The 19,248-nt window shown below is 55.8% G+C and carries 15 protein-coding genes and 1 tRNA gene; all 16 read right to left on the reverse strand.

Going from position 1 to position 19,248, the window contains the following annotated elements:
* Nucleotides 1–27 precede the first annotated feature (27 nt).
* The 16 genes from ABJ99_RS14935 to ABJ99_RS15010 all read right to left on the reverse strand — a co-directional run bounded on the left by ABJ99_RS14935 (nt 28) and on the right by ABJ99_RS15010 (nt 19,246).
* Complete coding sequence (locus ABJ99_RS14935; protein WP_054086450.1) at nt 28–4,797, reverse strand: glycosyltransferase; 4,770 nt, start codon at nt 4,795–4,797, stop codon at nt 28–30.
* On the reverse strand, nt 4,790–6,157 hold the full coding sequence (locus ABJ99_RS14940; RefSeq protein WP_054086451.1) for an ABC transporter ATP-binding protein: 1,368 nt from the start codon (nt 6,155–6,157) through the stop codon (nt 4,790–4,792). The genes ABJ99_RS14935 and ABJ99_RS14940 overlap by 8 nt, the downstream gene beginning before the upstream one ends.
* Nucleotides 6,147–6,974 carry an ABC transporter permease gene (locus ABJ99_RS14945; protein ID WP_054086452.1) on the reverse strand — a complete coding sequence of 276 codons (828 nt, stop codon included), beginning with the start codon at nt 6,972–6,974 and terminating at the stop codon, nt 6,147–6,149. Before ABJ99_RS14945 ends, ABJ99_RS14940 begins: the two co-directional genes overlap by 11 nt.
* Nucleotides 6,974–7,519 (reverse strand): dTDP-4-dehydrorhamnose 3,5-epimerase, encoded by a 546-nt coding sequence (rfbC, locus tag ABJ99_RS14950; RefSeq protein WP_054086453.1) that lies wholly within the window; start codon nt 7,517–7,519, stop codon nt 6,974–6,976. The genes ABJ99_RS14945 and rfbC overlap by 1 nt, the downstream gene beginning before the upstream one ends.
* A 660-nt stretch (nt 7,520–8,179) precedes the next feature.
* Entirely contained in the window at nt 8,180–9,109 is a 930-nt protein-coding gene (locus ABJ99_RS14955; RefSeq protein WP_054086454.1) for a glycosyltransferase family 2 protein, read from the reverse strand.
* A gap of 42 nt (nt 9,110–9,151) precedes the next feature.
* Nucleotides 9,152–10,042, reverse strand: coding sequence for a glucose-1-phosphate thymidylyltransferase RfbA (gene rfbA / locus ABJ99_RS14960; RefSeq protein ID WP_054086455.1), 891 nt, complete (start codon nt 10,040–10,042; stop codon nt 9,152–9,154).
* Entirely contained in the window at nt 10,039–10,944 is a 906-nt protein-coding gene (rfbD, locus tag ABJ99_RS14965; protein WP_054086456.1) for a dTDP-4-dehydrorhamnose reductase, read from the reverse strand. Before rfbD ends, rfbA begins: the two co-directional genes overlap by 4 nt.
* The gene (gene rfbB, locus ABJ99_RS14970) at nt 10,944–12,017 is read right to left on the reverse strand and encodes a dTDP-glucose 4,6-dehydratase (RefSeq protein ID WP_054086457.1); all 1,074 of its coding nucleotides are present in this window, start codon (nt 12,015–12,017) and stop codon (nt 10,944–10,946) included. Before rfbB ends, rfbD begins: the two co-directional genes overlap by 1 nt.
* A gap of 308 nt (nt 12,018–12,325) precedes the next feature.
* Entirely contained in the window at nt 12,326–13,426 is a 1,101-nt protein-coding gene (gene ychF / locus ABJ99_RS14975) for a redox-regulated ATPase YchF (protein WP_007252561.1), read from the reverse strand.
* Nucleotides 13,427–13,447: 21 nt separating this feature from the next.
* Nucleotides 13,448–14,032 carry an aminoacyl-tRNA hydrolase gene (gene pth, locus ABJ99_RS14980; protein ID WP_007252562.1) on the reverse strand — a complete coding sequence of 195 codons (585 nt, stop codon included), beginning with the start codon at nt 14,030–14,032 and terminating at the stop codon, nt 13,448–13,450.
* Between the two features lie 163 nt (nt 14,033–14,195).
* Complete coding sequence (locus tag ABJ99_RS14985; RefSeq protein ID WP_054086458.1) at nt 14,196–14,807, reverse strand: 50S ribosomal protein L25/general stress protein Ctc; 612 nt, start codon at nt 14,805–14,807, stop codon at nt 14,196–14,198.
* Between the two features lie 138 nt (nt 14,808–14,945).
* The gene (locus tag ABJ99_RS14990; RefSeq protein WP_003317125.1) at nt 14,946–15,887 is read right to left on the reverse strand and encodes a ribose-phosphate pyrophosphokinase; all 942 of its coding nucleotides are present in this window, start codon (nt 15,885–15,887) and stop codon (nt 14,946–14,948) included.
* Between the two features lie 45 nt (nt 15,888–15,932).
* A tRNA-Gln gene (locus ABJ99_RS14995) sits at nt 15,933–16,007 on the reverse strand.
* Between the two features lie 38 nt (nt 16,008–16,045).
* Nucleotides 16,046–16,894 carry a 4-(cytidine 5'-diphospho)-2-C-methyl-D-erythritol kinase gene (gene ispE / locus ABJ99_RS15000; RefSeq protein WP_054086459.1) on the reverse strand — a complete coding sequence of 283 codons (849 nt, stop codon included), beginning with the start codon at nt 16,892–16,894 and terminating at the stop codon, nt 16,046–16,048.
* 2 nt (nt 16,895–16,896) lie between these two features.
* Nucleotides 16,897–17,514 (reverse strand): lipoprotein insertase outer membrane protein LolB, encoded by a 618-nt coding sequence (lolB, locus tag ABJ99_RS15005; protein WP_054086460.1) that lies wholly within the window; start codon nt 17,512–17,514, stop codon nt 16,897–16,899.
* Nucleotides 17,515–17,518: 4 nt separating this feature from the next.
* Entirely contained in the window at nt 17,519–19,246 is a 1,728-nt protein-coding gene (locus ABJ99_RS15010) for a tetratricopeptide repeat protein (RefSeq protein ID WP_080378169.1), read from the reverse strand.
* Between the last annotated feature and the right edge of the window lie 2 nt (nt 19,247–19,248).

Here is a 19,248-nt window from a genome sequence, read left to right on the forward strand (position 1 = left end):
AATAGTTTTTTAATTTTTTATTCGCTGCTATGCCGTTATTCTAGGTGGCCACGCCATACTAAAATCTTCGTAATCCAACGTCAGGTTCGGGCTATAGGCATAGTCAGCTTGAATATCAGGCCATCGTGATTTGATGTATTCGATTTCTTTCGTAAACCGCGCCTGTTTTTGCGGTGTGTCTTCCAGGCCACGAGTCGCCGACTCATGGTGGTACAGCTCCGCAAAGGGCGTCCAGACGTTGACATAGCCCGCTTCTCTGACCTTGAGGCAGAAGTCCACATCGTTGAAAGCAATTTTCAAATGCTCCTCTTCTAGCCCACCGACCTGCTCAAACGTTGATTTTTTGATAATCAGACAGGCTGCTGTGACTGCTGACAATTCCTGAATCAACTCTGCTCTGCAGAAATAGCCAGGTGCGCCTTTTGGCAGGTTTTTATGGGAGTGGCCAGCAACGCCGCCCAAGCCGGTAATAACACCACCGTGCTGGAGTCTATCATCGGGATACCAGAGACGCGCACCTACTGCTCCAACCCCGGGTTGCAGGGCGATCGACACCATTTCGCTCAACCATTCAGGCGAGATGACCTCAATATCGTTATTGATAAGCCCGATCAGTTCACCATTCGCAATGCGCACTGCCGCATTGTTGAGCGCCGAGTAATTGAATGGACCTTCATCGCGCATGACGCGAATATTCTCTTCCTGATAAAGCTGAGCAAAATACTCGAGCGATTCCGGCTCGTCAGAGCAGTTGTCTATCAGAATGATCTCGTAATGAGTGTACGTCGTGAGACGTTTTATACTGTCTATGCACTGTTTGACGAGGGCATGGGCATTCCGGGTTGGAATTATCAGGCTCACCAGCGGCGGCGACGCAGGCAGTGCGTAGTGAACACGATACATACCCAGAGAAGACAGCTCGGCGATTCCGACTCCGCCTTTGCGTTCCAGGTGCTCATCCAGCGCCTTCACACCAGCCAATGCCGCGTAGGGTTTTTCATCGCCAGCCATCGCGGTGCTGCCGGCGTGTATGCGCCAGTGATAGAGCACACGAGGGATGTGAATTATCTGATTTCGCTGTAGCTTTTCTACACAACGTAGCGCCAGGTCATAATCCTGAGCACCTTCAAAGCCGACACGGAATTGCCCGACTTCGTTGATCAGATCTCTCCGGTAGGCACCGAGGTGGCAGACCATATTCTGGGAGCGAAACAAAAACTCATTCCAGTCTGATTTGAAGTGAGGCGAGCTGCGCGTGCCATCAGTACTGATTTTGTCTTCATCAGAATAAATGAGCCCTGCATCCGGATTTTCACGAATCGTTCGGGCCACCCAATAAAGTGCGTGTCGGGGCAGCAGATCATCGTTATCCATCAGCGCGACAAATTCGCCTGTAGCCACGTCGAGGGCTGAGTTGCTGGCCGCTGAGATATGCCCATTGTGTTCCCGAAAGACGATCTTGATCCGCTCATCCAGTGCGCTCAACGACTTCAGATAATCAATAACTTCCTGATCAGTTGATGCATCGTCGGCCAGGCAAAGCTCCCACTGCGGATACAGCTGCTCGCGAACGCTCTCGACGGCTTCACGCAGCAACTCCAGCGGTGGGTTATAGACAGGCATAATAATTGAAATAACCGGGCTATCGTCCCAGCGGGCTATGTCATCGTTGATCAGACTGATTTTTTCATCGTTCAGGGTGTCGTATTTCTTCACCCAGAGAGCATAGTCATGCCTGTTACCATACGCGCCTGTCGCTGCTGCACCTTTGGCCCACCGAGCCTGAGCAATAACGCCAGCAATGCCTCTCGCTCGCCATACGCGATACGCTTTTTTCGTTGTGCTGAACAACCCTCCGCCGCGTCGTATGATCAACGGTAGCGAAGTCAGATTGCTCTTGAGTCTCAAGAGTGCTTTTGCCACCTTTCGCAAGGGCGCCGTTATCATCCAGCTATAAGAGGACTGCATCGAAATGATATTCAAATTCAGGTTATGAATATGCGTGTCTTTGGCTTCCAGCTCCAGCCGGTGTTTTTCCATCAACGTGACATTTTTGCTTTCAAGCCCTGTAACTTCACGGCGCTGATTCTGTTGCAGCGTCAACGTTTCGGCTTCGAGGCGTGTCAACTCAAGGTGATGGCTTTCTTTCAGCGCCAGATGCCTGGCTTCGAGCTCCGTCAGCGTCAGGTGATGATTTTCCTGCAACGTCAGATTGTCGGTCTTGAGCCCCATGACCTCAGTACGGTGTGCTTCCAGCGCCGCCAGGTGTTCGCTTTCAGCCTCCATCAGCTTGAGCCGATAACTTTCCTGATTAGCGAGATTTTGCGCCTCGAGTGCCTCCCGCTCTTGCTGATGGGCCTCTTGCATTGCCCGCTTTTCAGCCTCAAGTTCCGCCAGCGCACGACTGTGGCTTTCCTGGAGCGTCTCACTGGCCGTTTCCAGTTCTGTCAGTGCCAGGCTGTGGCTTTCCTGAAGGGTCGCATTTGCTGTTTCCAGCTCCATCAGCGCCAGGCGATGACGTTCCTGAGCGGACAGGTTTTCAAGTTCGATATTCGCCAGCGCGAGACGATGATTCTCTTGCTCCGCCAGATTGGCCGCTTCGATTGCTTCGAGGGCCGAGTGTTCTTTCAGGTTCTGATCCGAGGTCGTTTCGAGCGCCTGTTTGAGTTCTTCTTCCTGTTGAACAAGTCTGGCGGCGACCTCACTTTCCGTGAGCAGCGTAAAGGAAATCTGTACTTTGAACGATTTACCTTTAACCAGCTTGCGGAGATCGACCGGCAACATTACGTGCGGGTCATCATTCAGCGCCATGAACAGGGTGCCGTTGGCATCACTTGAAAATGCTGTAACGCCTGCGGCTGTCAGTGGCGACTCGGCGCTGTCAAACCATGTCCAGCGTTCTGCATTCGTGCTGTAGATTTTAACGGCGCTGATCGAGAAAGATTGTCGAATGTTTATCGGATCGAAACGTAACGACGCACACCTTGCCGATGCCGGGACCTCGAAAATGACGGTCTGAAAGCCATCGTGTACCCGCTGCTTCTTTGTTCGGTCCTCAGTGAAGCCGCCTTCGGCATCGCCCAGATAGAGCGTTGCGACTTTAGGTATTTCGTTTATCTGAGAACCGGTTTTCTGGATCGTTGCGTCGGGTGCCCAGTTCAGGAAGCTTGCGGCCTCACGACCGGTCACTTTTTCTTGAAACAGGGCTTCAAGCGCGGCATATCGGTCGAGATCTTCATCCGTGACCGTGAGGTCAACACTGTCCAGCAACTGGATAATGAAGTCGCGCCTGCTGATCATGGTCGCAGTCGAGTGGAAAGGGACTGCATTGGCGATCAGCAGTAACAGCCCGCGCATCAACAAATGACCGAGTTCGACACCCTCGACCATTTCCCATTCGATATCGATCAGGTGCGGCCGACCCTCGCTATCCAGAATGATGTTTTGTGCCACGGCATCTATATAGTGACCCGGCAGGCGCGCTTGCACATGATCAAGTGCAATCGCATGGCCTTCCGCTGCGAGAAGCTTTTCCAGGCTTTCCACATACAAGGACAGAAACGGCGTAAACGTCGCGACGTTCCAGTGATGTGTTGTGGCGGCCTCAAAGAACTTCAGACTGAGCAGCAAGCCTTTGGCATAACCGTGTGCCTCGGGAAGAATGAACCGGTGTGCATCCTCTGGGCTTTCTGGAACCGCACCGCTGCTGAGTCGATGGTAGCGAACTTCGATGCCGTCGGGTGTCTCGACGAAAACGGTTGCTTTGCAATACTCGGCATTACGTCCCGTGCTGTAGTGATACGCAAGGACGTCCTCCGGCACAACGTGCTCCGCCAAGCATGACGCAACTACGAGGAACGAGTTGGCGAGCTCCATACCCAGGTGGTTATCGATGACGACAGGCCAGGCTCTTTCCAGATTGAATGTGGTGTTGACCGGTAATTGCGGGTCTTTTCGAGTGTTCTGGCAAGCCAGCGCAGCCGCATCGAAGTCTTCGGATCTGAAGCCTCTTTCAGTAATGATCGAGTTCGGAATCTTGTAATCGGGGTAGGGGGATAGAAAGTCCGACGCCTTGAACCCTGCACGGGCAACAAGCGCCTGAAGCTCTTTTCGACCAAACGTTTTCGGTTGCCGATCTACATAGCGTCCTTCAATGCCATACATCGCGACACCTACGTGATCTTCCGGCGCGCCTGCAAAGTATTTCAGGCCCAGCTGATTCTCGATGGCGATGAACAGATGGCCGTCAGGTTTGAGCAATTTTCGCACGCGGCTCAGCATGCCGAAAGCCGGGTCAGCGTCGGCGCTGAACATGCTGGCGTATTCAAGCACCCCGATGAGGGTGACGACATCGAACTGTTGCTCGACTTTCAAGTCGTCAAACCGTTCGGCGAGCACTGTGATGTTGTCCAGGTCGCGAGTTCTGCTCGCGGCGATAGCGGCGCGGCGCGGGCTGCCTTCCAGGCACAGGACCGTGGCTCCGGCTTCGCCAAGATAACGGCTGATTGCGCCGCAACCTGCTCCTATTTCAAGAACTGACTTACCTTTCAAAAGGTGTTCGAACGGGCGGAAGATATTCCCCCGGCTCGACGTCAGGTGATACAGCTTGGGCCAGTCAGTGCAATAGAGCGGAAGCTCACTGGACAGGACTGAGACATCTTCTGCTTCACGCACGATCCTGGCCAATTCGTTTTCGGAATTGTCTCCATCGCTGTAAGCAATGCCCTGATAATCGGAGCGTACCCAGACCCCTGTGCCGGCATCAAGGGAATAGCCGTATCTATCAAGTTCAAACATCGACAATTACCGGTTCAATTTCCATGACGGCACCCAGGTCTATCAGGCCCAGAAGCTTAGGAGTGGGTTCTACAACGAAATGTATGGAGTCATAGCGCCTGTCGTGGGGCACGATGTCTTCGCCTTGCCGGGAGGCAATACCGATGGATATGAAATAATCCCCCGTCGCCAGTGCGTTTCTGAATTTCACGCGGGCCTTTGCCTGGTTGCCGGCACTGCCGATGAGGCCTGTGCCCTCACAATCCTGCATGTACGTGTTAGTGCCGTAGACGGTCACACCCTCTTTGGTCTTGATCGTAAAACCGATAATCGGGTTGACGACGGTGCGGTTGAACTCCAGTGCCAGATCAAGCACGATTTCCATACCTGACTCGACACTATTAGGGAATTCCTGTCCCGCTGCGCTCATATGGAAGTCGAGAAGCGTTGCCGCGCCATCTCCCCAGCGGTATTCATGAGGGTTATAGCCAGGCCGGCTGGCGTACACATCCTCATCGAACCGAAGCGCAATCTTGTCGGCTTCGGTTGGCGCAACTTCCACGCGCTCTGCTTCGGCAAGGTCCAGGCTCTTGTCAGTGATAGGGCTCTTGTCGCGTCCGAACAGAATATCGGTATAACGATTAATGACCGGGCGCGACTCGCCAATCATTTCGATCCGGCTCTTTTCCAGCAAAATGCCACGATTACAGTGGGTGACAACCTGTTCGCTGGAGTGAGTGACCAACAGAATGCTCGTGCCGTTTTCTTTCAATTGCCTCAAACGCTCGAAGCATTTGGCCTGAAACCGGGCATCGCCAACGGAGAGCGCTTCATCCACAACGAGAATTTCAGGATCAACTTGCGCCTGAACGGCAAACGCCAGGCGCACGGCCATGCCGCTCGAGTAAGACTTGACGGGTTGATCAAGGAACTCGCCGATGTCGGCAAACCCTGCGATCGCGTCAAAGCGTTCGTCCACTTCGTCGTGTGTCAGGCCCAGCACTGCCGCGTTGAGGTAGACGTTTTCACGGCCGGTGAACTCGGGATTGAAGCCCGAGCCCAGTTCCAGCAACGCAGCGACCCGGCCACGGGTATGAATCTCACCGATAGTGGGGCTCAATGTGCCGCAAATGATCTGCAGCAGGGTGGATTTGCCAGAGCCGTTGCGACCGACGATACCGACCGTTTCGCCTTTGGCGACATCAAAGCTGATATCGCGCAACGCCCAGAATTCCTTGCCATACGTAGTGATCGACTCTTGGCCCGACCAGCGTTGGAATCTTGGCACCAGTGCCTGTTTCAGGCGGTCGTGGGGCTTGTCGTAGGTGTAAAAACACTTCGAGACGTTTTGTACGCTGATAACCGGTTGATCAGATGACATCAGCGAATCCTTTACGTGTTTTTTGGAAGAACCAGAACCCCATGGCAGCAATCGCTGCGCCAACGACAATGGCGATACCCAGGCTATCCCAATGGGGGAGGTTACCGAACAGCAGCACGCTGCGGCTTTCTTCGATAATGTAGGTGAGCGGGTTCATTTGCAGCCATGGACGATACACTTCAGGAAGCGCGGCCACCGGGTAAAGAACCGGCGAGAGGAATAGCAGAACGGTTGTCAGAACCGTAATGACATGGCCGACATCGCGCAAGTACACGCCCAGGGATGCGAGAAACCAGCTGATACCCAGTGTGCCCAGAATGAGCGGCACCAGAATCAGCGGGAACAGTAGCGCGGTCCAGAAGAGTGTGTGCGAGATCAGCAACTGTGCGATCACCAGCACGACCAGACTGATGCAACTGTGGAAAAGCGCCGAGCCCAAGGTGATGACCGGGAGGATCTCCAGCGGGAAAACCACTTTCTTGACGTAGTTGCTGTTGCTCATCACCAGAGAAGGCGCCCTGTTGGCACACTCCGCAAACAAGCCATGCACAATCATGCCGACAAACAGAAGAATGGCGAAGCCGCCTTTGCCGGTGTCTACACCGACCCAGCGCGCGCTGAAAATTTCGGAAAAAACGAAGGTGTAGACCGCGAGCATCAACACCGGATTGAAGAATGACCAGGCCAGGCCCATCACCGAGCCGCGATAACGGCCAATAACTTCGCGCCTGGTCATTTGCGAGATCAATGACCGGTTTGTCCACAAACTGGCGACCAGGCGTACAGGGCCGGCCGAAGGGGTTTTATGAGGGTTCATTAAGCGAACACCTCAGCATCTTCGAATGTGACGGCTTTCTGGTCTTTGACGGACAGGGAGGGCGCATCGCTGAGCGGCCACTCGATGTTCACAGTCGGATCGTTCCAGGCGAGGCTGCGCTCATGTTCCGGAGCCCAGTAGTCAGTGGTTTTATAAAGAAACTCGGCACTTTCGGAGAAAACGACGAAACCGTGAGCAAAGCCTTCCGGAATCCACAGCTGTTTTTTGTTTTCGGCGGTGAGATGCAGGCCCACCCATTTGCCGAATGTCGGTGAGCTTTTACGCAGATCGACGGCAACATCGAATACTTCGCCCGCGGTCACTCTGACAAGCTTGCCCTGCGGTTGCTGAATTTGATAATGCAAACCGCGAAGAACGCCTTTCACAGAGCGAGAGTGATTGTCCTGAACAAATTTGACCGATCGGCCAACGACCTCTTCGAATGCCTTCTGATTAAAGCTTTCAAAGAAAAAACCGCGATCATCGCCGAAGGTTTTAGGTTCGAATACGATGACGTCTGGAATGGCGAGGCGTGTTGCATTCATATGTAACGTATCTCCGAAATGCTCATCAGGGCCTGCTCATGCGGCCCTGGCTGGTGCAGGCGTCTATTGGAAGACGCCTGGGCCATGGAATTGGGTAGCGCCAGGGAAAGGCGTTCTGCGATATCCGGGCTCACTGGCATCGCGGTGGACCATAGACTGGCCACCTGGGCGGAAAGTGACTGCGCTGGATAAGGAGGTAGGCCTTTATTACTGCGGGGCGTGGGGCAGGCATCGTCTATTTGTAATTTTTCCGAAGTAGGTTCCAACGATGAGTCACGCGAGACGTTCATTGCAGGACTGTTTCACGAAATAAAGTGCACCCGGTATTCGACTTCATGATCACGCAGGCTATGCAAGTCATTTTCATCCTTGGCCGGGCGGTACAAGTGACCCTGCCTTTCGGCTCTGGTTCCGTTTACCCGGCTAGCCGACAGGTTGAGCTTCTGATACAGAAAACAAAGGCCTGCACATTAACATATGCCGCTGCTGTAGAACATTCAGCACCCATGAAATTAAGCGATGGCTGCGCACCGACCGCACTTCATTAATGCGTGAGTATAGTCATGCAGAGCAATTTAAAGTCTTTATTTTCAACGTGTTGCGATAGCTGACGTGGGGGCGTATCGAGGGCGGTTCGCTTTGACCGAGGCGGAGGTGGAGCTAGTGATTGTTTCGCCGTTCAGGTTTATTCAGCATGGCTGCAAGACAGGCAATAACGAATAAAATCTTGTCCCGAGGCCTTCTGCGGCATTGCCCTGCCTTGAAGGCGAGCTTGAGAAACAGCGACCGTGTGCCCGTTTCCCCCCCCCTAAAAAGCAGCTCGCCGCCTCCAGTCAGATGGCCAATCAGCAAAACTTGCCCTGCCCACCATCCGTCAGCGATTTTTCTCAGGCGCGAGACGAGCGGGGCGAGTCCGGTATTGGCGCCGACCTGATTATCAGCGTGTTGGCGATAGTCCAGACCGGGTGCCGGATCAATGAACCATCGAAAGTCATGACTGCGTGCAAATGCGTAGCAGTACCAGTCATGCAGGCTGACGGCCTGAGCTGCGTCCCAGTGTGAAACGAGCGATAACTTGAAAGCATCCGCGAGTGAGCGGTTCAGCACGTATGTGCAACCAGGCCCGGCCGCTTCGAACATGTGGTCCCATCGAACCTGAGGCTGAGCCTTGTCCAGCAATACTCGCTGTCCATCGGGCCAGAAGGCGATGACGTTACTTGAGTAGGCGTCATGCTCGCCGGACGCCAAGGTTGATACCGCACGCCCGAGCTTGTCGTGATGCCAGATATCATCCTGATCGGAGAAGGCGACATAATCAAAAGAAGAGAAGTCGACATCCCTAATCAAGCGAAAGAAATTGCGTGACGCTCCGCCAAATCGTCCGGCGGGCGGCAACAGGGTAACGCTTGGATGGTGCTGCGCATAATCGGCACACCATGCCTCAGTGCCGTCGCTGGAAGTGTCGACACTGATGAACACGCTGACGCAGACATTCGTCTGCTTCAGGAGGGAATCAAGTTGCGCCTCTATCCACGCCATACCGTTATAGGCGGCCAGTAGCACGGCTACCTTTGGAAAAACAGATGACATACTGTTCGCAGCCTTGCGGTACGTGAATAGAGGTTTAGAGCGTTAGAACGAGCCCAGATCGAGCAGCTTCTGCAGATACTGCCCGTAGCCGGTTTTCTTCAGTTTCTGCGCTTGCTCACCCAACTGAGCGGCGGTGATCCAGCCGTTGGTGTAGGCGATCTCTTCCAGGCAGGCCACTTTCCAGCCCTGACGCTGCTCGATGGTATGAACGAAATGGCTCGCTTCCAGCAGCGACTCGTGAGTGCCGGTGTCGAGCCACGCAAAGCCACGACCCAGAATCTCTACAGTCAGGCTCTTCTGTTCCAGGTAAGCACGGTTCACATCGGTGATTTCCAGTTCGCCGCGCTCGGAAGGTTTGATGTTCTTCGCGATTTCGACAACCTGATTGTCGTAGAAGTACAGGCCTGTTACCGCGTAGCTCGACTTCGGTGCCGCAGGTTTCTCTTCGATGCTCAGTGCGCGTCCGGTTTCGTCGAACTCGACAACACCGAAGCGCTCCGGGTCAGAAACGTGATAACCGAAGACAGTGGCACCGGTGGTCTGCTGGCTGGCGGAGCGCAGGTTGTCGGAGAAGTGCTGACCATAGAAGATGTTGTCGCCCAGAATCAGGCAGCAAGGATCCTTGCCGATGAACTCTTCTCCGATGATGAATGCTTGTGCCAGGCCATCCGGTGTAGGTTGCTCGGCGTAAGTCAGCTCAATGCCATATTGGCTGCCGTCGCCCAGCAATTTACGGAAGCTAGGCAGATCTTCTGGCGTGGAGATGATCAAGACTTCACGCATACCCGCCAGCATCAGCACCGACAGCGGGTAGAAAATCATTGGTTTGTCGTAGATGGGCAGCATCTGCTTGGATACGCCAAGGGTAAGCGGGTGCAGACGAGTGCCCGAGCCGCCGGCCAGGATGATGCCTTTACGATTGATGGTGGTCATTTATTCAGAGTTTCCATGAGCATTCGGGCTACACCACTTTGCCAGTCAGGCAGGTGCAGCGAAAAATTGCGGCGCAGCTTTTCTGTGTTCAGACGCGAATTCAGAGGGCGTCGCGCGGGTGTCGGGTATTCGGTCGTGCCGATGGGGTTGATCGTTTCCACCGCCAAGGGTTCCCCGTTGGCGCGGGCGAAATCAATAACGTACTGCGCATAGGCATGCCATGACACCTCACCGGCGGGTGCCAGATGATAAATGCCACAAAGCTCCGGCCTTGCCAGTGTTTGCTGCAGCGCCGCCGTCGCTATGTCGGCCAGCAGCTCCGCACCTGTAGGTGCGCCAATCTGATCGGCGATCACACTGAGCGTCGGGCGGTCTTTTGCAAGCCGCAGCATGGTTTTGGCAAAGTTGTTGCCGCGTGCCGCGTACACCCAACTGGTACGGAAAATCAGATGTTTGCAGCCTGACGCGGCAATCAGGTGCTCACCTTCTAGCTTGGTTGCACCGTAATAGTTGACCGGAGACACCGCGTCGCTTTCTTTCCAGGCAACGCTTCCCGTACCGTCGAACACGTAGTCGGTCGAGTAATGAACCAGCAGCGCGTCCAGCGTGAGGGCCTCTTCTGCCAAGACCTGACTTGCCAGCGCATTGACCGTGTGCGCGAGCGCTTGCTCGGTTTCGGCCTTGTCGACGGCGGTATAGGCTGCAGCATTAACGATAACCTGGGGCTGAACGCTGCGAATGGTTTTGCGCAAGCCGTCCAGGTCAGACAGATCGCCGGTCAGATCGCCGTAGGTCGTCGAAACCGTATGACGATCAAGCGCAATCACTTCGCCCACTACCGCGAGCGAACGTTGCAGCTCCCAGCCGACCTGGCCGTTTTTACCCAGCAGAAGAATCCTCATCATTTATCGGCGCGTGCTGTGTAGTTCTTGTCGATCCACTGCTGGTAGCTTCCGCTTTTGACGTGAGCTACCCATTCAGGGTTATCGAGATACCACTGCACAGTCTTGCGAATCCCTGATTCGAAGCTTTCTTCCGGCACCCAGCCCAGCTCGCGCTGGATTTTGCTGGCGTCGATCGCGTAGCGTAGATCGTGGCCCGGGCGATCCTGAACATAGGTGATCAGGCTTGCATGCGGAAGATGAGCGGAATCCGGACGCAGTTGATCGAGAAGGGCGCAGACAGCGTGTACTACTTCGAGGTTCTGCTTCTCGTTGTGACCACCGATGTTGTAAGTCTCGCCGATCTTGCCTTCGGTCACGACTTTGTAAAGCGCGCGGGCATGGTCTTCGACGTACAGCCAGTCACGTACCTGATCGCCTTTCCCGTAAATGGGCAGCGGCTTGCCTTCCAGCGCATTGAGGATGATCAGCGGGATCAGCTTCTCGGGGAAATGGCACGGGCCGTAGTTGTTCGAGCAGTTGGTTACCAGTGCAGGCAAGCCATAGGTGCGGCTCCAGGCACGTACCAGATGGTCTGAACTGGCTTTGCTGGCCGAGTAGGGCGAGCTTGGCTGGTAAGGGGTTGTTTCAGTGAAGAGATCTTCCGGACCTTCCAGATCGCCATACACTTCATCGGTCGAAATGTGATGGAAGCGGAAAGCGGCCTTGCGCGCCTCGTCGAGCTGATTCCAGTAGCCACGTGCGGCTTCCAGCAGCGTATAAGTGCCGATGATGTTGGTCTGGATGAATTCCGAAGGGCCTGTGATCGAGCGATCGACATGGGACTCGGCTGCCAGGTGCATGATGGCATCGGGCTGATGCTCTTTGAAAACCCGATCCAGATCTTCACGGTTGCAGATATCGACGTGTTCGAAAGCATAACGCTCGCTTTGATCGGCCGACTGAAGTGATTCAAGGTTACCCGCATAGGTAAGCTTGTCGACGTTGACGACGGAATCGGTTGTATTGGCAATGATGTGCCGAATGACCGCCGAACCGATGAAGCCAGCACCGCCTGTTACTAAGATCTTCAAAAGAGTATCTACCTTGGGTTATGACAAGGCTTTGCCCGGTCCGTGGAAACAATCGCTATCAGTCGCCGTCTTCGAGACATCTGCTTGCGTTAAACATGAATGTTTAGAGTGGCGTGGATGAGCAATGATTAAAAACGATATTTTACATAGAAAGGTAGACATCCCCATCAAAAAATTTGAGGACGCCTGCAATCGTGTCGCAGGTTTCATCATGGCCCTGCATGAAAAAGCAAAAAGCCCCTGATAAAGGGGCTTTTGCAAGAGAGGTGGCCGCTGTCGTCGAGAGACCTCAGGATGCTGCCTGTGGCTTAGACGTTAAACCTGAAATGCATCACATCGCCGTCTTTGACGATGTATTCCTTGCCTTCCAGACGCCATTTACCGGCTTCCTTGGCACCGGCCTCGCCCTTGAACTGGATGAAGTCGTCATAGGCCACGACTTCGGCACGGATGAAGCCTTTTTCGAAGTCAGTATGGATCACGCCGGCGGCCTGAGGGGCGGTAGCACCAACGCGAACGGTCCAGGCGCGGACCTCTTCAACGCCGGCGGTGAAGTAGGTCTGCAAGTGGAGCATTTCGTAGCCGGCGCGGATCACGCGGTTCAGGCCGGGTTCTTCCAGGCCCAGGGCTTCGAGGAACATGTCTTTCTCTTCGCCGTCATCGAGCTCGGCGATTTCTGCTTCGATCTTGTTGCAGACCGGTACCAGCATCGCGCCTTCTTCTTCGGCGATGGCGCGTACGACGTCCAGCAGCGGGTTGTTCTCGAAGCCGTCTTCGGCGACGTTGGCAATGTACATGACCGGCTTGGTGGTCAGCAGGTGAAAGCCACGAATGACGACTTTCTCATCGTTGCTCATGCTCTTCATCAGGCTGCGCGCAGGCTTGCCTTCGCTGAAGTGGGCAATCAGTTGCTCAAGCAGGCCTTTCTGGACCACTGCGTCCTTGTCGCCACCCTTGGCGTTGCGTGCGACCTTTTGCAGCTGCTTTTCACAGCTGTCGAGGTCGGCGAAGATCAGCTCGAGGTCGATGATCTCGATGTCGCGCTTGGGGTCGACGCTATTGGAGACGTGAATCACGTTTTCATCTTCGAAGCAGCGCACGACGTGGGCGATGGCATCGGTCTCGCGGATGTTGGCGAGAAACTTGTTGCCCAGGCCTTCGCCTTTCGAGGCGCCTGCCACGAGGCCGGCGATGTCGACGAACTCCATGGTGGTTGGCAGGATGCGTTTCGGGTTGACGATGGCTGCCAGGGCCGCGAGGCGTGGATCAGGCATCGGCACGATGCCGCTGTTCGGCTCGATGGTGCAGAAGGGGAAGTTCTCGGCCGCAATACCGGATTTGGTCAGGGCGTTGAACAGGGTGGACTTGCCGACGTTAGGCAGGCCGACGATGCCGCAATTGAATCCCATGGTGTTTCCCCTCGAGTGATGTCAGGCCTTCTGGCTGTGCAGGTTTTTCATCGCCCGGTTCCATTCACCGGCGAAGATATCCGGCAGCACGCCGAGGGCAAAGTCGATACTGGCGTCCAGTTTTTCCTGTTCGGCGCGTGGCGCTCGACCCAGAACAAAACCGGATACCTTGCTGGCATCGCCCGGATGGCCTATGCCAAGCCGCAAGCGATGAAATGTGTTCTGATTGCCGAGCTGCGCAATGATGTCGCGCAGCCCGTTATGACCGCCGTGGCCGCCGCCCGTTTTGAGTTTGGCAACGCCCGGAGGCAGATCGAGTTCGTCATGTGCCACCAGAATCGACTCCACCGGAATCCGGTAGAAACCGGCGAGTGCCGCGACGGCCTGGCCGCTGCGGTTCATGTAGGTGGTGGGAATCAGCAGACGAACATCCTGACCCTGATGCGCGAAGCGTCCGGTCAGGCCAAAGAATTTGCGCTCGGGAACGAGATTGACTCGTTGCGCCGCAGCAATACGCTCAACGAAAAGAGCCCCTGCGTTATGCCGGGTCTGTTCGTATTCAGCACCTGGATTTCCCAGGCCCACGATCAGTTGTATGGCGGTCACGACAGGGGCTCTTCCTTTGGAGTTGGGGTTAGACCGCTGGCGACAGCGGCAATGGAGACGAAAATTGCTCATTTACCATGATGTAAACTCCGCGATTCCGCCCGCTTTGCCTGCTATCGCTCGCGGTGTTTCCTGAGCAACTCCGACGTTGCCAAGTAAATGATTACTCGGCAGCGCCTTCTTCACCTTCTTCGGTTTCATCAGCAACGATACGCGGTGCGTGGACGTTGGCGATTGCCAGATCGTTGCCGTGTGCCAGTGCAACGAACTCTACGCCTTTAGGTGCTTTCAGATCGGACAGGTGAACGTTGTCACCAACTTCCAGCGCGCCCAGGTCAACTTCGATGAACTCAGGCAGGTCTTTCGGCAGGCAGGTCACTTCCAGTTCAGTGGTAGTGTGCGAAATCTCGCCGCCTTTCTTGACTGGAGCTTCTTCGTTCACGAAGTGGATCGGTACGATTGCGGTCAGTTTCTGACCGGCAATAACGCGCACGAAGTCAGCGTGCATCACGTGACCTTTGGCTGGGTGGCGTTGCAGTGCCTTGATGATGACGTTCTGCTTCTGGCCGCCAACGTTCAGCTCGATGATGTGGCTGTAAGCCGCGTCGTTTTCGAGCAGTTTGGCAACTTCTTTGGCCAGCATGCTGATGGACTCAGGGGCTTTGTCGCCACCGTAGACTACAGCTGGAACCAGGCTAGCGAGACGACGCAGGCGGCGGCTCGCACCTTTCCCCAGGTCGGAACGCTGTTCTGCATTCAGGGTAAATTCGTTCATGTTGTATCTCCAAATTAACCACATCCGCCGTTGCGTTTGCGACCAGCGCTAGGACGGTATGGGCAAAAAAGCCCCGCCCTGACCGAATGTCAGGGCGGGGCGCTTTTCGTCAGCGGAATGCAGGTTAGGGGCGGACCCTTAACGGAACATTGCGCTGATCGATTCTTCGTTGCTGATGCGGCGAACCGCTTCGGCGACTACCGGGGCAATATCCAGTTGGCGGATACGACCACAGGCTTGAGCTGCGGCGGACAACGGGATGGTGTTGGTCACCACCAGTTCGTCCAGCACGGAATTTTCAATGTTTTCGATCGCCCGACCCGACAGCACAGGGTGTGTGCAGTAGGCAAAGACCTTGGCAGCGCCATGCTCTTTCAGGGCCTTCGCCGCGTGGCACAGAGTGCCTGCGGTATCGACCATGTCGTCAACCAGAATGCAGGTACGCCCTTCGACATCACCGATGATATGCATCACTTCGGAGTGATTGGCTTTTTCGCGGCGCTTGTCGATGATCCCGAGGTCGACGCCCAGGGACTTGGCAACGGCACGTGCACGCACGACGCCACCGATATCCGGGGAAACGATCATCAGGTTTTCAAAGCGCTGGTCTTCGATGTCGTCCACCAGAACGGGGGAGCCGTAGATGTTATCTACCGGGATATCGAAGAAACCCTGAATCTGGTCAGCATGAAGATCAACCGTGAGCACACGGTCGATTCCCACCACGGTCAGCATATCGGCAACGACTTTCGCGCTGATAGCAACACGTGCGGAGCGCGGACGGCGATCCTGGCGGGCATAACCAAAGTAAGGAATCACAGCAGTGATTCGGGACGCTGAGGAGCGGCGGAAGGCATCAGCCATCACGACGAGTTCCATCAGGTTATCGTTCGTCGGAGCGCAGGTCGGCTGAATGATGAAGACGTCTTTACCGCGGACGTTTTCATTAATCTCAGTGCTGATTTCGCCGTCGGAGAATTTTCCAACAGAAACATCACCCAGTGGGATATGCAGCTGACGTACTACACGCCGAGCGAGATCGGGGTTGGCATTTCCCGTAAAGACCATCATCTTGGACACGCGCAGTACCTAGAGGCTGAGGGTAACCTGGATGAGTATAGAAAATGGCAGGGGCGGCTGGATTCGAACCAACGCATGGCAGGATCAAAACCTGCTGCCTTACCGCTTGGCGACGCCCCTGTAATTGAATCAATCGAGTGTTTCGCACTCAATTCCTGCTACAGAATTTGCAGCTTGCGATGCAACATCGAAATGTTACTTCCTTTGGCTACGAACCCCGTAAGGGTCTCTGCAAGAAGGGCCGAGACTTTATCAGCTTCAGCTTTGTTTGGGAAGGCCCCAAACACACAACTTCCAGTTCCGGTTAATTTTGCTTCGGTAAAATTACCTAGCAAATTCAAAGCGTTACGTACTTCTGGATAACGCCTCTCTACAACCGCTTTACAGTCATTTCGACTGTTTCCCTTGGGAACGGGGCGCACTTTAATGGGCGGCGTGTCGCGTGTCAACAACGGATCTGAAAAAATTTCTGCTGTACTTACAGCGACTTGCGGAACGAGCACTAAATACCACGGTTCTTCGGGGTTTTCCGGTGTGAGTATTTCACCGATACCCTCGGCAAACGCTGCCCGGCCGCGCACGAATACCGGTACATCGGCACCCAGTGTCAGGCCCAGCGCGGCAAGCCGGTCTTCATCCCAGCCCAGTTGCCATAAATGATTCAGGCCAAGCAGGGTAGTGGCCGCATCCGAACTTCCGCCACCGATGCCGCCGCCCATGGGCAGGCGTTTTTCCAGCCAGATGTCCATGCCCAGTGTGCAGCCGGACTGTTGTTGCAGCGCGCGCGCCGCCTTGACGATCAGATTGCTGTCGTGTGGTACGCCGGGGACCTCGGTCTGCAAACGAATGTCGCCGTCCTCGCGAACGGCGAAACCCAGCTCATCGCCATGGTCGAGGAACTGAAACAGGGTTTGCAGTTCATGATAGCCGTCAGGGCGACGACCCAGAATGTGCAGCATCAGGTTCAACTTTGCCGGAGCGGGCAAGACCAGTTGTGGCGTGCGCATGCTCATTGCCCCAGTTTGCGAGGCTGCCAGTCCTTGATGACCAGCGTGACGTCGAGGTCCTGGCCGTGCAGCTTGACGCGCTCAGGCAGCCAGTAGCCATTCTGTTCGACATAGCTGAGGTATTCCACCTGCCAGCCGTCCTGCTCCAGGCTCGCCAGGCGGCTGTCGCCATCCAGCGTCACGCTGCTTTTGCTGTCCGGGGCGGGCAGGCCGCGAACCCACCACACCAGATGCGAGACGGGCAGTTTCCAGCCCAGTTGCTCCTGCAGCAGCGCTTCCGGTGTCGTGGCTTCGTAACGCCCCTGATTGGCCACTTCCAGTGCTACGGCACCCGGCCGGCCGGTCAGGCGTGCCGCGCCGCGACCCAGTGGCCCGGACAGGCGAATATCGTAATAGTCCTGACGTTGCAGCCAGAACAAGGTGCCGCTGCCGGAATCCTTCGGCGCACGAATGCCGACCTTACCGTTGATCTGCCAGCCATCGAGGCTGCTCAACTGCTGTTTGTGTTCGCGCCATTGCGCGGGGTCACCTTTGCCCTGAACAGCTTCGCGGGAGGTAAGCCCGGCGCAGCCGGTGAGCAGGGCGATAAGGCTGAATACAATTACATGGCGCAAAAACATAACGTCAAAGGTTCTCTGATCCGGTCAAGCGCTGCAGGGTGCTGCGCAGAATAGGGCTGTCGGGTTGCTGTTCCAGGGCCTTGGCCCAGACTTTACGGGCTTCGCGCTGCTCGCCTTTGGCCCAGAGTACTTCGCCCAGATGAGCGGCGACTTCATGATCGGGAAAGCGCTCGAGGGCCTGACGCAGATAACGCTCGGCTGCATCCAGATTGCCCATGCGATAGTTCACCCAGCCCAGGCTGTCGAGAACCGCCGGGTCATCGGGGTTGATCTTGTGCGCTTTCTCGATCAGTTCCCGGGCTTCGGCGTAGCGGGTGGTGCGATCCGAAAGGGTGTAGCCCAGCGCATTCAGCGCCATGGCGTTTTCCGGTTCGCGCTTGATGATGGTCCGCAGGTCTTTTTCCATCTGGGTCAGATCGTTGCGCTTTTCCGCCAGCATCGCCCGCGTATAAAGCAGATTGACGTCATCCGGGTATTGCTTGAGCGCCTGGCTCAGGACCTGCCAGCCACGATCCAGCTGATCATTACTGGTCAGCGTTTCGGCTTCGATCAGGTACAGCTGGATCGCGTAATCCGGTTCTTCTGCGCGCGCTTCGGCCAGCCGTTTGGCGGCTTCTGCGCCGTTGCCATTGCTGACCAGAATATCGGCCTGACGTAACTGGGCGGCGAGAAAGTCAGGGCCGGGGCCGACCTGAGCGTACTCGTTGAGCGCGCTTTGCGGGTCTTCGCGCTCTTCGTGAATACGGCCCAGATTCAAATGCGCCGAATCCACATGCGCGCCTCGGGCAATCAGCTCTTCCAGATAACCCGCCGCTTCATCCCAGGCCTTGGCTTCAAGGCAGACCAGTGCCAGCGAGAAGCGCAGCTCGTCGTCATCCGGATACTGTTGCAGAAGGGCCGCGAACTGCACTTTGGCGTCTTCCATGCGGTTCTGTTCGACCAGCATGCGCGCATATGTCAGGCGCAAGCGCTTGTCGTCCGGGTATTTCTTGATGCTTTTTTCCAGCAGCGGCACCGCTTCCTTGCCGCGATTCATGCTTTGCAGCAAGCGTGCGTGCAGCAGGATAGGTGCAACTTCGCCTTCTTTCGGCGGGTTGTCCTCAAGCAGTTTGAGCGACTGCTCGGCGTCGCCGTTCTGTTGCAGCAGCAGCGCCTTGCCGAAAATCAGCTGGCCGTTGTTGGGGTATTTGCCCAGCAACCGGTCGAAACTTTTAAGCAAACCATTGCGGGTGTCCGGGTCGGTTTCCGCTGCGGACAGGGCCAGGAAATCAAAATGGGTGTCGCCCTGACCTTGCAGAACTCGCTCCATGTACACCAGCGAGTCGTCATAACGCCCGGCACGCGCCAGCTGGATGGCGGCGGCGCGCTGCGCTTCCAGATTCTTCGGATCGTTTTTTGCCCAGATCAACGCCGTTTGCAGTGCGGACTGATCCGCGCCCATGTACTCGGCGATCCGGTAGGCTCGCTCGGAGACCCCGGGGTCCTGAGTCTTGATCGCCTGGGTCACGTAGTTGTCCAGGGCGATGTCGAAACGGTTGCGCTGGCCGGCCAGTTCCGCGCTCAGCAGGCTGACCAGCGCCTCCTGAGTGAACGAGCCATAGACCTGAGGCTTGGCTTCAGGTGCGGGAGGTGCATCTTTCTGGGCTGTCGCGGGTTGCGACGTGGCGGGGGCCATGGACTGGCAGCCGCCTAGAAAGGCAAGAGCAAGGAACAACGCGGAGGATCTATTCATAT

It is taken from the genome of Pseudomonas syringae pv. cilantro, from assembly GCF_001293775.1.
GTDB classification, from domain to species: domain Bacteria; phylum Pseudomonadota; class Gammaproteobacteria; order Pseudomonadales; family Pseudomonadaceae; genus Aquipseudomonas; species Aquipseudomonas syringae_P.

Bases quoted from the DNA above. Each gene is read 5' to 3' on its own strand.
- ABJ99_RS14955 (WP_054086454.1), bottom strand. From the start codon at position 9,109: ATGTCATCTGTTTTTCCAAAGGTAGCCGTGCTACTGGCCGCCTATAAC.
- rfbA (WP_054086455.1), bottom strand. From the start codon at position 10,042: ATGACCACCATCAATCGTAAAGGCATCATCCTGGCCGGCGGCTCGGGC.
- ABJ99_RS15010 (WP_080378169.1), bottom strand. From the start codon at position 19,246: ATGAATAGATCCTCCGCGTTGTTCCTTGCTCTTGCCTTTCTAGGCGGC.
- lolB (WP_054086460.1), bottom strand. From the start codon at position 17,514: ATGTTTTTGCGCCATGTAATTGTATTCAGCCTTATCGCCCTGCTCACC.
- rfbD (WP_054086456.1), bottom strand. From the start codon at position 10,944: ATGAGGATTCTTCTGCTGGGTAAAAACGGCCAGGTCGGCTGGGAGCTG.
- ABJ99_RS14985 (WP_054086458.1), bottom strand. From the start codon at position 14,807: ATGAACGAATTTACCCTGAATGCAGAACAGCGTTCCGACCTGGGGAAA.
- ABJ99_RS14940 (WP_054086451.1), bottom strand. From the start codon at position 6,157: ATGTCATCTGATCAACCGGTTATCAGCGTACAAAACGTCTCGAAGTGT.
- ABJ99_RS14945 (WP_054086452.1), bottom strand. From the start codon at position 6,974: ATGAACCCTCATAAAACCCCTTCGGCCGGCCCTGTACGCCTGGTCGCC.
- ABJ99_RS14935 (WP_054086450.1), bottom strand. From the start codon at position 4,797: ATGTTTGAACTTGATAGATACGGCTATTCCCTTGATGCCGGCACAGGG.
- ispE (WP_054086459.1), bottom strand. From the start codon at position 16,894: ATGCGCACGCCACAACTGGTCTTGCCCGCTCCGGCAAAGTTGAACCTG.
- rfbC (WP_054086453.1), bottom strand. From the start codon at position 7,519: ATGAATGCAACACGCCTCGCCATTCCAGACGTCATCGTATTCGAACCT.
- ychF (WP_007252561.1), bottom strand. From the start codon at position 13,426: ATGGGATTCAATTGCGGCATCGTCGGCCTGCCTAACGTCGGCAAGTCC.